Origin of the sequence: Xanthomonas pisi DSM 18956, assembly GCF_001010415.1 — a bacterium.
GTDB lineage: Bacteria > Pseudomonadota > Gammaproteobacteria > Xanthomonadales > Xanthomonadaceae > Xanthomonas > Xanthomonas pisi.
Genome location: NZ_JPLE01000047.1, coordinates 1 through 13,274, shown reverse-complemented (window position 1 = coordinate 13,274; position 13,274 = coordinate 1). Strand labels below are relative to the sequence as shown.

Annotated in this window: 8 protein-coding genes, 1 tRNA gene and 1 pseudogene; all 10 read left to right on the top strand. The window is 62.4% G+C overall.

What is annotated here, in order from left to right; genetic code table 11:
* The first annotated feature begins 156 nt into the window (after positions 1 to 156).
* A tRNA-Trp gene (locus tag Y887_RS11980) sits at positions 157 to 232 on the top strand.
* Positions 233 to 281: 49 nt separating this feature from the next.
* Entirely contained in the window at positions 282 to 692 is a 411-nt protein-coding gene (secE, locus tag Y887_RS11975) for a preprotein translocase subunit SecE (protein WP_046964549.1), read from the top strand.
* A gap of 13 nt (positions 693 to 705) precedes the next feature.
* On the top strand, positions 706 to 1,263 hold the full coding sequence (nusG, locus tag Y887_RS11970; RefSeq protein ID WP_029219215.1) for a transcription termination/antitermination protein NusG: 558 nt from the start codon (positions 706 to 708) through the stop codon (positions 1,261 to 1,263).
* Positions 1,264 to 1,461: 198 nt separating this feature from the next.
* Positions 1,462 to 1,890, top strand: a complete 429-nt coding sequence (gene rplK, locus Y887_RS11965) for a 50S ribosomal protein L11 (protein ID WP_046964548.1) — start codon at positions 1,462 to 1,464, stop codon at positions 1,888 to 1,890.
* Positions 1,891 to 1,893: 3 nt separating this feature from the next.
* Positions 1,894 to 2,592, top strand: coding sequence for a 50S ribosomal protein L1 (gene rplA, locus Y887_RS11960; RefSeq protein ID WP_005993337.1), 699 nt, complete (start codon positions 1,894 to 1,896; stop codon positions 2,590 to 2,592).
* Positions 2,593 to 3,139: 547 nt separating this feature from the next.
* Positions 3,140 to 3,673, top strand: coding sequence for a 50S ribosomal protein L10 (gene rplJ, locus Y887_RS11955; protein WP_046964547.1), 534 nt, complete (start codon positions 3,140 to 3,142; stop codon positions 3,671 to 3,673).
* A 55-nt stretch (positions 3,674 to 3,728) separates the two neighbouring features.
* Positions 3,729 to 4,094: a 50S ribosomal protein L7/L12 gene (rplL, locus tag Y887_RS11950; protein WP_016900679.1), complete on the top strand. Its 366-nt coding sequence runs from the start codon at positions 3,729 to 3,731 to the stop codon at positions 4,092 to 4,094.
* Between the two features lie 295 nt (positions 4,095 to 4,389).
* On the top strand, positions 4,390 to 8,541 hold the full coding sequence (rpoB, locus tag Y887_RS11945) for a DNA-directed RNA polymerase subunit beta (protein WP_046964546.1): 4,152 nt from the start codon (positions 4,390 to 4,392) through the stop codon (positions 8,539 to 8,541).
* Between the two features lie 100 nt (positions 8,542 to 8,641).
* Entirely contained in the window at positions 8,642 to 12,859 is a 4,218-nt protein-coding gene (gene rpoC / locus Y887_RS11940; protein ID WP_046964545.1) for a DNA-directed RNA polymerase subunit beta', read from the top strand.
* 221 nt (positions 12,860 to 13,080) lie between these two features.
* Positions 13,081 to 13,274: pseudogene (gene rpsL, locus Y887_RS11935) on the top strand (30S ribosomal protein S12); the annotation flags it as partial.

Below are 13,274 nucleotides of genomic sequence, written 5' to 3'. Positions count from 1 at the left end.
GGCGGCCGTACCGTCGGCGCAGGCGTGGTTGCCAAGGTCATCAAGTAAGCAATGCCTGCAGTTCGGCGGCCTCGGTCGCCGAATTTGCGCGAATGGCGGGCCGGCTGAACCGCGGTCCGCCTTCGTTGTCTTAGGGTTTGCGGTAAACGAGTACATACGCCAGTAGCTCAATTGGCAGAGCAGCGGTCTCCAAAACCGCAGGTTGGGGGTTCGAGTCCCTCCTGGCGTGCCACTCCTCTTTCCGGCCCAGCGATTCGGGTCAGATCGGTAACTAGAGCCGGATGAATAGCAAAATCGAGCCTTCCAAAAGCGCGTCTGCTGCCAGCGCTGATATCGTGAAATACGTGCTCTCCGCGATCCTGGTGGTTGCGGGGCTGTTTGTGTGGTTCTGGTTTTCTGCGCCGGAGCGCGCCACGCAACTGGGAGCCTGGACGCCGCAGTTGCGTGCGCTGGCTGTCATCGTTGGGCTGGTGGCGGGTGCATTTGTTTTTCTGGGGACCGGCAAAGGCCGGGAAACCCGCGAATTCATGTCCGAATCCAGGTTTGAATTGCGTAAGGTGGTCTGGCCAACGCGCCAGGAGGCCATCCGCACCACCTGGGTCGTGATTGTTGTTGTGATCATTCTGAGTTTGCTGTTGGGCGGCTTCGACTTCGTCATCCAGAAGCTCACGCAGTGGTTCCTGGCTCGTTGAGGAGAATCAAGCAGTGAAGCGTTGGTACGTCGTTCACGCCTATTCAGGCTTTGAAAAATCCGTTGCGCAGGCGCTGCGCGACCGCATCGTCCGCACCGAGATGGAAGATCGTTTCGGTGAAGTGCTGGTGCCGACCGAAGAGGTCATCGAGATGCGCGCCGGCCAGAAGCGTCGGTCCGAGCGCAAGTTCTTCCCCGGTTACGTGCTGGTCCAGATCGAAACCCACGAAGAAGCCGGTATTCCGCGCATCGACAACGAAAGCTGGCATCTGGTGAAGGAAACTTCCAAGGTGATGGGTTTCATTGGCGGTACTGCCGATCGTCCCTTGCCGATTCGCGACGAAGAGGCCGATGCGATCCTGCAGCGTGTGCAGGATGGCGTCGAGAAGCCACGCCCGAAGGTGTTGTTCGAGCCGGGTCAGATGGTGCGTGTCACCGATGGCCCGTTCAACGACTTCAACGGCGTTGTCGAAGAAGTCAACTACGAGAAGAGCCGGTTGCGTGTCGCCGTGCTCATCTTTGGTCGCTCCACGCCGGTCGAGCTCGAGTTCGGCCAGGTCGAGAAGGGCTGACCCAAGCGGGCGCCTGCTAGGCGCCTGCCTTGAATGCTGCTATAGTGCGCGGCTCGCTGACCTGGCGACCGCCGGGTAAACAATGGCTGCCGCATGGCGGCCATCTGCGTGTTGTACGCAACGCGACGCCGGGACGCGTGATTCTCCCGGTCCGATGGGGAGCCTGTTGTCAGGCGTTAGCACCCGGAGAGCACTGAAATGGGTAAGAAAGTAGTTGGCTACGTCAAGCTGCAGGTCAAGGCCGGTCAGGCCAATCCTGCACCGCCGGTCGGCCCTGCGCTGGGTCAGCGCGGTCTGAACATCATGGAATTCTGCAAGGCGTTCAACGCTGCGACCTCCAAGCTGGAGCCAGGTCTGCCGACGCCGGTGATCATCACCGCGTATTCCGACCGCACCTTCACCTTCGTGACCAAGAGCACCCCGGCAAGCGTGCTGCTCAAGAAGGCAGCGGGCGTTACTTCCGGTTCGAAGCGTCCCAACAGCGACAAGGTCGGCAAGGTGACACGCAAGCAGCTGGAAGAGATCGCCAAGACCAAGGAAGCCGATCTGACGGCGGCCGAGCTCGAAGCGGCAGTTCGCACGATTGCGGGTACCGCCCGCAGCATGGGTTTGACGGTGGAGGGCTAAGACATGGCACAGAACAAGCGCGTTAAGGCCATTGCGGCCGCAGTCGTTCCGGGCAAGAGCTATGCCTTCGAAGACGCAATCAAGATCCTGAAGACCGCCACTAAGGCCAAGTTCGTCGAATCCATCGACGTCGCCGTGCGCCTGGGCGTGGACGCCAAGAAGTCCGACCAGCAGGTGCGCGGTTCGACCGTGCTGCCGGCCGGTACCGGCAAGAGCGTGCGCGTTGCGGTGTTCGCACCGGCAGGTGCCAAGGCTGACGAAGCCCTGGCTGCAGGCGCCGAGGCAGTGGGCATGGACGACCTGGCCGAGAAGATGCAGGCCGGTGATCTGAACTACGACGTGGTCATCGCGACTCCGGACGCCATGCGCGTTGTCGGTAAGCTGGGCACCCTGCTGGGTCCGCGCGGCCTGATGCCGAACCCGAAGGTCGGCACCGTGTCGGCCAACCCGGGCGAAGCGGTCAAGAACGCCAAGTCGGGCCAGGTGCGCTACCGCACCGACAAGGCCGGCATCATCCACTGCACCATCGGCAAGGCCAGCTTCGACGACGAAGCGCTGAAGTCGAACCTGCAGGCGCTGCTGCTGGATCTGGTCAAGGCCAAGCCGGCGACCTCGAAGGGCACCTACCTGCAGAAGGTATCGGTCAGCTCGACGATGGGCCCGGGCGTGACGGTTGATCAGTCGAGCCTGTCGCTGAAGTAATCGAATGCGTCGGGCGCTATGCGCCTGACGTGTTTGTGCAGTACTGCATTGTTTTTCCGGCCCGGGTAACCGTGTGCTGGGAGTCCGTTCCCTCCTTTGGGGTAACGGACATTTTGAAGGCGATCGCCGGCATGTCCGGCGGTAGCCGTCAAAGACCGCAGGCGCGGTCAGCGCAGATCGACGACGGGCAGGGATGCTCGCACTGGCATGGAGTCGCCGTCGATGCAGCGGGATCGCTTAATCGGTTCGTTTCGAACTGGCCGGCGTAGATGGTGTCGCCCTTCTGGAGTTTTCTGGTTTACGCGCGTCTGGGACATCCCGGATCGAGCCCACTCCAGGTCTAGAACGGCCACCAAAGGAACATCGGTCGATGTTCCCGGCTTCCAGGAAGGAGGCTGCCCTGGACCGCAACCGGCAGGAGCCGCGAGCGGAGTAGTTTGAAGCGGGGATTGGAGATTCGGCATTGGAGATTGGCAGAAGCGGCTTCATCAGCTCTGACGAATCCCTAATCGCTAATCCCGAATCCCGGCTTTAACGGAGGAGTGCAATGGCTCTCAATCTGTCCCAGAAGCAAGAAGTAGTCGCCGAGCTGGCAGACATCGCCGCCAAGGCCCACTCCCTGATCGCCGCCGAATACGCTGGCACCACGGTCTCCCAGATGACCGCGATGCGCAAGCAGGCCCGCGAAACCGGTGTGTTCTTGAAAGTTGTCAAGAACACCCTGGCCGTGCGTGCCGTCGAAGGTACTGAATTTGCTGTCGCGTCTGACAAGCTGGTCGGTCCTTTGGTGTATGCGTTTTCGATGGAGGAGCCCGGCGCTGCCGGTCGCCTGATCAAGGAATTCGCCAAGAGCAACGACAAGCTGCAGGCCAAGGTTGTGGCAATCGGCGGGGAATTGTTCCCGGCCAGCCACGTCGACGTGTTGGCTTCGCTGCCGACCCGCGACCAGGCTCTGGCCATGCTGGCACGCGTGCTGTCCGAACCGGCTGCCATGTTCGCCCGTGCCGTCAAGGCCATTGGCGACAAGCAGGGTGGTGGCGACGAAGCCGCCGCGCCGGTCGCCGAGACTGCCGAAGCTTGATGTCCTAGCGTCTGCTAGAAACCATTCCAGAATCAATTTCTAAAAGGTAATCACAATGTCCCTTACCAACGAACAGATCGTCGACGCCATCGCCGAGAAGTCCCTGATGGAAGTGATGGAGCTGGTCAAGGCCATCGAAGAAAAGTTCGGCGTCTCCGCCGCCGCCCCGGTCGCTGCCGCTGCAGCGGGCCCGGCCGCCGTGGTCGAAGAGCAGACCGAGTTCAACGTGGTGCTGGTTGATTGCGGCGCCAACAAGGTCGGCGTCATCAAGGCCGTCCGCGCCGTGACCGGCCTGGGTCTGAAGGAAGCCAAGGATCTGACCGAAGCCGGTGGCATCCTGAAGGAAGGCGCCACCAAGGACGAAGCCGAGAAGATCAAGAAGGAACTGACCGAAGCCGGCGCCAAGGTCGAAGTCAAGTAAGCAGCATCTTGCATCGCCAGCGTTTCATGGTGATGCACTGAAGGCTGGGAGCGTAAAGCTCCCGGCCTTTGGCCGTTGATGGAAAGCCGGGATTTGAGATTCGGCATTCGGGATTCGAAGGCAGCCTTCGCTAATCCCCAATCCCGTCATCCCCAATCCTCGCCTCACCGAGTTGGTAGTTGGAAGTAGCGGGAGAAGGCGTGCTGGTGCCGGCAATACCAGCGACTTCCAACTGACAATTTTGTTATTTCAGGGCCGCCGCGACGCGGCCCCCGCAGCCTAGGGTGAAGACCTCATGACGTCTTATTCGTTCACCGAAAAAAAGCGTATCCGCAAGGATTTCGGTAAGCAGCGCTCGATCCTCGAAGTGCCGTTCCTGCTTGCCATCCAGGTGGATTCCTATCGCGAATTCCTGCAGGAAGATGTGGAGCCGACCAAGCGCAAGGACCTCGGTCTGCATGCCGCTCTGAAGTCGGTGTTCCCGATCTCCAGCTACAGCGGCAACGCTGCGCTCGAGTACGTGGGCTACAAGCTGGGTCAGCCGGTGTTTGACGAGCGTGAATGCCGTCAGCGCGGCATGAGCTATGGCGCGCCGCTGCGCGTGACCGTGCGCCTGGTGATCTACGACCGCGAGTCGTCGACCAAGGCCATCAAGTACGTGAAGGAGCAGGAGGTCTATCTCGGCGAAATCCCGCTGATGACCGGCAACGGTACCTTCATCGTCAACGGCACCGAGCGTGTGATCGTCTCGCAGCTGCACCGCTCGCCGGGCGTGTTCTTCGACCACGACCGTGGCAAGACCCACAGCTCGGGCAAGCTGCTGTACAGCGCCCGCATCATCCCGTACCGCGGCTCCTGGCTGGACTTCGAGTTCGACCCGAAGGATGCGCTGTTCACCCGTATCGACCGTCGCCGCAAGTTGCCGGTGTCGATCCTGCTGCGCGCGCTTGGCTACAGCAACGAAGAGATGCTGGCCGAGTTCTTCGAGATCAACACCTTCCACATCAACCCGGACGAAGGCGTGCAGCTGGAGCTGGTGCCGGAGCGTCTGCGTGGTGAAACGCTGAACTTCGACCTGGCCGATGGCGACAAGGTCATCGTGGAAGCGGGCAAGCGCATCACCGCCCGTCACGTCAAGCAGCTGGAAGCCGCCGGCGTCGCCGCGCTGGCCGTGCCGGACGACTACCTGGTCGGCCGCATCCTGTCGCACGACGTGGTCGATGGCTCGACCGGCGAACTGCTGGCCAATGCCAATGACGAGATCAGCGAAGACCAGCTGGCGGCCTTCCGCAAGGCTGGCGTCGACGCGGTGGGCACCCTGTGGGTGAACGATCTGGATCGTGGCCCGTACCTGTCCAACACCCTGCGCATCGATCCGACCAAGACCCAGCTGGAAGCGCTGGTCGAGATCTACCGCATGATGCGTCCGGGCGAGCCGCCGACCAAGGAAGCCGCGCAGAACCTGTTCCACAACCTGTTCTTCACCTTCGAGCGTTACGACCTGTCCACGGTCGGTCGCATGAAGTTCAACCGCCGCGTCGGCCGCAAGGACGTGCTGGGCGAGTCGGTGCTGTACGACAAGAAGTATTTCGCCGAGCGTAACGACGAAGAATCCAAGCGTCTGGTCGCCGAGCACACCGACACTTCCGACATCCTGGAAGTGATCAAGGTGTTGACCGAAATCCGTAACGGCCGCGGTGTGGTCGACGACATCGATCACCTGGGCAACCGTCGCGTGCGTTCGGTCGGCGAAATGGCCGAGAACGTGTTCCGCGTGGGCCTGGTCCGCGTCGAGCGTGCGGTCAAGGAGCGTCTGTCGATGGCGGAGTCGGAAGGTCTGACCCCGCAGGAATTGATCAACGCCAAGCCGGTGGCTGCGGCGATCAAGGAATTCTTCGGCTCCTCGCAGCTGTCGCAGTTCATGGACCAAAACAACCCGCTGTCGGAAGTGACGCACAAGCGTCGCGTCTCCGCACTGGGCCCGGGCGGCCTGACCCGCGAGCGGGCCGGCTTCGAAGTGCGCGACGTGCATCCGACCCATTACGGCCGCGTCTGCACCATCGAAACGCCGGAAGGCCCGAACATCGGCCTGATCAACTCGCTGGCCGTGTTCGCCCGCACCAACCAGTACGGCTTCCTCGAGACGCCGTACCGCAAGGTGCTGGACGGCAAGGTCTCCGACGACGTCGAGTACCTGTCGGCGATCGAAGAAAACGAGTACGTGATCGCACAGGCGAACGCGCTGACCGACGCCAAGAACATGCTCACCGAGCAGTTCGTGCCGTGCCGGTTCCAGGGCGAGTCGCTGCTGAAGCCGCCGGCCGAAGTGCACTTCATGGACGTCTCGCCGATGCAGACCGTGTCGGTCGCAGCGGCGCTGGTGCCGTTCCTGGAACACGATGACGCAAACCGCGCACTGATGGGCGCCAACATGCAGCGCCAGGCCGTGCCGACGCTGCGTTCGCAGAAGCCGCTGGTCGGTACCGGCATCGAGCGTGCGGTGGCGCGCGACTCGGGCGTGACCGTGAATGCACTGCGTGGCGGCGTGATCGAGCAGATCGACGCAGCCCGCATCGTGGTCAAGGTCAACGAAGCAGAAATCGGCGGCGGCACCGATGCCGGCGTGGATATCTACAACCTGATCAAGTACACCCGCTCCAACCAGAACACCTGCATCAACCAGCGTCCGCTGGTGAACGTGGGTGACGTGATCGCGCGCGGCGACGTGCTGGCCGACGGCCCGTCCACCGACATCGGTGAGCTGGCGCTGGGTCAGAACATGCTGATCGCCTTCATGCCGTGGAACGGCTACAACTTCGAAGACTCCATCCTGCTCTCCGAGCGCGTGGTGGAAGAGGATCGTTACACCACGATCCACATCGAAGAACTGACCTGCGTGGCGCGCGACACCAAGCTGGGGCCGGAGGAAATCTCCGCCGACATCCCGAACGTGTCCGAGCAGGCCTTGAACCGTCTGGACGAGAGCGGCGTGGTGTACATCGGTGCGGAAGTGCGCGCCGGCGACATCATGGTCGGCAAGGTCACGCCGAAGGGCGAGAGCCAGCTGACCCCGGAAGAAAAGCTGCTGCGTGCGATCTTCGGTGAGAAGGCGTCCGACGTGAAGGACAGCTCGCTGCGCGTGCCCCCGGGCATGGACGGCACCGTCATCGACGTGCAGGTCTTCACCCGCGACGGCATCGAGAAGGACAAGCGTGCGCGTCAGATCGAAGAGTCCGAAATCAAGCGCGTCAAGAAGGACTTCGACGACCAGTTCCGTATCCTGGAAGCGGCCATCTACGCACGTCTGCGTTCGCAGATCGTGGGCAAGGTCGCCAACGGCGGTCCGAACCTGAAGAAGGGCGACAACGTCACCGACGCGTACCTGGACGGGCTGAAGAAGTCCGATTGGTTCCAGCTGCGCATGAAGGACGAAGACGCTGCCGACGCCATCGAGCGCGCGCAGAAGCAGATCCAGGCGCACGAGAAGGAATTCGAGGCACGCTTCGCCGACAAGCGCGGCAAGATCACCCAGGGCGATGACCTCGCACCGGGCGTGCTGAAGATGGTCAAGGTGTTCCTGGCAGTGAAGCGCCGCATCCAGCCGGGCGACAAGATGGCAGGCCGCCACGGCAACAAGGGTGTGGTCTCCAACGTCGTGCCGGTCGAAGACATGCCGTACATGGCGACCGGCGAGCCGGTGGACATTGTGCTGAACCCGCTCGGCGTGCCGTCGCGTATGAACATCGGCCAGATTCTGGAAGTGCATCTGGGCTGGGCCGCCAAGGGCCTGGGTCGCAAGATCCAGCGCATGCTGGAGGCACAGGCGGCGGTCAGCGAACTGCGCAAGTTCCTGGACGACATCTACAACCACGACAGCGCGATCAATGCACAGCGCGTGGACCTGTCGCAGTTCAGCGATGAGGAGCTGCTCAACCTGGGCAAGAACCTGATCGATGGCGTGCCGATGGCCACCCCGGTGTTCGACGGCGCCAGCGAAGCGGAAATCAAGCGCATGCTGGAACTGGCCGAACTGCCGCAGAGCGGTCAGACCCAGCTGTACGACGGTCGCACCGGCGAAGCGTTCGATCGCAAGACCACGGTCGGCTACATGCACTACCTGAAGTTGAACCACTTGGTCGACGACAAGATGCATGCGCGCTCGACCGGTCCGTACTCGCTCGTCACCCAGCAGCCGCTGGGTGGCAAGGCGCAGTTCGGTGGTCAGCGCTTCGGTGAGATGGAAGTCTGGGCGCTGGAAGCCTACGGCGCGGCCTACACCCTGCAGGAAATGCTGACGGTGAAGTCCGACGACGTGCAGGGCCGCAACCAGATGTACAAGAACATCGTCGATGGTGAGCACGAGATGGTCGCGGGCATGCCGGAATCCTTCAACGTGTTGGTGAAGGAAATCCGCTCGCTGGCGATCAACATGGAACTGGAAGAGTGATCGAGCTGGGTCCTGGCGCCGCGATGCGGTGCCGGGATCCGGAACGTAAGGCCCTCGGTTTCATCTCAGCTACGAAATTCCTCCGACCCGGAGATATCAAATGAAAGACCTGCTCAACCTCTTCAATCAACAGCGCCAGACGCTGGATTTCGACGCGATCAAGATCGCGCTGGCATCGCCTGACCTGATCCGTTCGTGGTCCTACGGCGAAGTGAAGAAGCCCGAAACCATCAACTACCGTACCTTCAAGCCTGAGCGTGACGGCCTGTTCTGCGCCGCCATCTTCGGACCGATCAAGGACTACGAGTGCCTGTGCGGCAAGTACAAGCGCATGAAGCACCGCGGCGTGGTCTGCGAAAAGTGCGGCACCGAAGTCACCCTGGCCAAGGTGCGTCGCGAGCGCATGGGTCACATCGACCTGGCCTCGCCGGTCGCGCACATCTGGTTCCTCAAGTCGCTGCCCTCGCGCATCGGCCTGATGCTGGACATGACCCTGCGTGACATCGAGCGCGTGCTGTACTTCGAAGCCTACGTGGTCACCGAGCCGGGCCTGACCCCGCTCGAGCGCCGCCAGCTGTTGACCGAAGAGCAGTACCTGACCGCACGCCAGGAGTACAACGACGACTTCGACGCCGCCATGGGCGCCGAGGCCGTGTACGAGCTGCTGCGCACGATCGACCTGCAGTCGGAAATGACCCGTCTGCGCGAAGAAATCGCCAGCACCGGTTCGGAAACCAAGCTCAAGCGTCTGACCAAGCGCATCAAGTTGATCGAAGCCTTCCTGGAATCGGGCAACCGTCCGGAGTGGATGGTCATGACCGTGCTGCCGGTGCTGCCGCCGGACCTGCGTCCGCTGGTGCCGCTGGATGGCGGCCGTTTCGCGACCTCGGATCTGAACGATCTGTACCGCCGCGTGATCAACCGCAACAACCGTCTGCGTCGCCTGCTCGAGCTCAATGCGCCTGACATCATCGTGCGCAACGAAAAGCGCATGCTGCAGGAATCGGTCGATGCGCTGCTGGACAACGGCCGTCGCGGCCGTGCCATCACCGGCACCAACAAGCGTCCGCTGAAGTCGCTGGCCGACATGATCAAGGGCAAGCAGGGCCGGTTCCGTCAGAACCTGCTCGGCAAGCGCGTGGACTACTCCGGTCGTTCGGTCATCACCGTCGGTCCGTACCTCAAGCTGCACCAGTGCGGCCTGCCGAAGAAGATGGCGCTGGAGCTGTTCAAGCCGTTCGTGTTCGCCAAGCTGCAGCGTCGTGGCCTGGCCACCACCATCAAGGCCGCCAAGAAGCTCGTCGAGCGCGAAGAGGCCGAGGTGTGGGACATCCTCGAAGAAGTCATCCGCGAGCATCCGGTGCTGCTGAACCGTGCGCCGACCCTGCACCGTCTGGGCATCCAGGCGTTCGAGCCGGTGTTGATCGAAGGCAAGGCCATCCAGCTGCATCCGCTGGTCTGTACTGCGTTCAACGCCGACTTCGACGGTGACCAGATGGCTGTCCACGTGCCGCTCTCGCTGGAAGCCCAGCTGGAAGCGCGTGCGCTGATGATGTCCACCAACAACATCCTGTCGCCGGCCAACGGCGAGCCGATCATCGTGCCGTCGCAGGACGTGGTGTTGGGCCTGTACTACATGAGCCGCGCCCTGGAGAACAAGAAGGGCGAGGGCATGGTGTTTGCCAACACCAGCGAAGTGAAGCGCGCTTATGACAACCGCGTGGTCGAACTGCACGCCAAGGTCAAGGTCCGCATCACCCAGGTGGACGTGGACGCCGTCGATGGCAAGCGCACCAGCGGCACCTCGATCGTGGACACCACGGTCGGCCGTGCGCTGCTGAGCGAAATCCTGCCCGAAGGCCTGCCGTTCCAGCTGGCCAACACCGAGATGACCAAGAAGAACATCTCGCGTCTGATCAACTCCAGCTACCGTCTGCTGGGCTTGAAGGACACGGTCGTGTTCGCCGACAAGCTGATGTACACCGGCTATGCCTACGCCACCCGCGCAGGCGTGTCGATCGGTATCGACGACATGCTGATCCCGGACGAGAAGAAGGGCATCCTCACCGAGGCCGAAGCCGAAGTGCTGGAAATCCAGGAGCAGTACCAGTCGGGCCTGGTCACCGCCGGCGAGCGCTACAACAAGGTCGTGGACATCTGGTCGCGTACCAGCGAGCGCATCGCCAAGGCGATGATGGACACCATCGGTACCGAGAAGGTCGAGAACGCCAAGGGCGAGACCATCGACCAGAAGTCGATGAACTCGCTCTACATCATGGCCGACTCCGGTGCGCGTGGTAGCCAGGCGCAGATCCGTCAGCTGGCCGGTATGCGCGGTTTGATGGCGCGTCCGGATGGCTCGATCATCGAGACGCCGATCAAGGCGAACTTCCGCGAAGGTCTGAACGTGCAGGAGTACTTCAACTCCACCCACGGCGCGCGTAAGGGTCTGGCCGATACCGCGTTGAAGACGGCGAACTCGGGTTACCTGACCCGTCGTCTGGTCGACGTCGCGCAGGACGTGGTGATCACCGAAGTCGATTGCGGCACCACCGAAGGGTTGATCATGACCCCGATCGTGGAAGGCGGCGACGTGGTGGAGCCGTTGAAGGAGCGCGTGCTGGGCCGTGTCGTGGCCGAGGACGTCTACCTGCCGGGCAACGACGAAGAACCCATCGTCACCCGCAACACGCTGCTCGACGAAGCCTGGGTTGCCAAGCTGGAAGACGCCAGCGTGCAGTCGGTGAAGGTGCGTTCGACCATCAGCTGCGAGTCCTCGTTCGGCGTGTGCGCACGCTGCTACGGTCGCGACCTCGCGCGCGGTCACCAGGTCAACATCGGTGAAGCGGTCGGCGTCATCGCCGCCCAGTCGATCGGTGAGCCGGGTACCCAGCTGACGATGCGTACGTTCCACATCGGTGGTGCGGCATCGCGTGCGGCGGCAGTGGACAACATCACGGTCAAGACCACCGGCTCGATCAAGTTCAACAACTTGAAGTCGGTCGAGCATGCCAACGGTTCGCTGGTTGCGGTCTCGCGTTCGGGCGAACTGTCCGTGCTCGACGGCCACGGTCGCGAGCGCGAGCGTTACAAGCTGCCCTACGGTGCCACCATCACGGCCAAGGACGGTGATGCAGTCAAGGCTGGCCAGGGCGTGGCCAACTGGGATCCGCATAACCACCCGATCGTGTCGGAAGTGGCCGGTTTCATCCGCTTCATCGACTTCGTCGACGGCGTCACCGTCATCGAGAAGACCGACGAGCTGACCGGCCTGGCCTCGCGCGAAATCACCGACCCGAAGCGTCGCGGTGCACAGGCCAAGGAACTGCGCCCGATCGTGCGCATCGTCGATGGCAAGGGCAACGACCTGACCATCCCGAACACGGATCTGCCGGCGCAGTACCTGCTGCCGCCGCGCTCCATCGTCAACCTGCAGGACGGCGCTGCCGTCGGCGTGGGCGACGTGGTTGCGAAGATTCCGCAGGAAGCGTCCAAGACCCGCGACATCACCGGTGGTCTGCCGCGCGTTGCCGACCTGTTCGAAGCACGCAAGCCGAAGGATCCGGCGATCCTGGCCGAGCGCTCGGGCATCATCAGCTTCGGTAAGGACACCAAGGGCAAGCAGCGCCTGATCATCAAGGACACCGATGGTTCGGAACACGAAGAGCTGATCCCGAAGTACCGTCAGATCATCGTGTTCGAAGGCGAGCACGTGACCAAGGGCGAGACCGTGGTGGACGGCGAGCCGAGCCCGCAGGACATCCTGCGTCTGCTGGGTGTCGAGCCGCTTGCCGCGTATCTGGTCAAGGAAATCCAGGACGTGTATCGCCTGCAGGGCGTGAAGATCAACGACAAGCACATCGAAGTGATCACGCGTCAGATGTTGCGCAAGGTCGAGATCGTCGACCAGGGCAACAGCAAGTTCCTCAATGGCGAGCAGGTCGAGCGCCAGCGCGTCATCGAGGAAAATGCACGCCTGACCACGCGCAACGAACTGCCGGCCAAGTACGACCCGGTGTTGCTGGGTATCACCAAGGCCTCGCTGGCCACCGAGTCGTTCATCTCGGCAGCGTCGTTCCAGGAGACCACCCGCGTGTTGACCGAGGCTGCCGTGCGCGGCACCCGCGACAACCTGCGCGGTCTGAAGGAAAACGTGATCGTGGGCCGTCTGATCCCGGCCGGTACCGGTCTGGCGTATCACGCCGGCCGTCGCAAGTCTTCGGGTCTGACCGACTCGGAAATGGAAACGCTGTCGGGCAAGCCCGCAGTGGCCGAACCGGTCGCAGCCGTGGCCGACGCTGGCGCGGACGAGGAGTAAGCGCTCCGACGGCGGTCGCAAGCCTGCCGTAAGCCAAGCGAAAAGGAGGGCAGGATGCCCTCCGTTTTCCGGCCTTTGGATGGGCCAGCAGGGTTAGATTTCCGTGAAGTTGACGGAGTTTCGTCCTGCCAGCTATACTTCTCTGTCTCGGTGGGCCGTTTCGCGGCCTGCCTTCGTTTTCATGCAAGGCCGTTTCGGCCTCCAATCAGAAGAATCGACTGATGGCAACGATCAATCAGCTGGTCCGCAAGCCCCGGCAAGCGACCACCTACAAGAGTGCCTCCCCGGCACTGGACAAGTGTCCGCAGCGCCGTGGCGTCTGCACACGCGTCTACACCACTACCCCGAAGAAGCCGAACTCGGCCCTGCGTAAGGTCGCCAAAGTGCGCCTGACGAACCAGGAAGAGGTCATCAG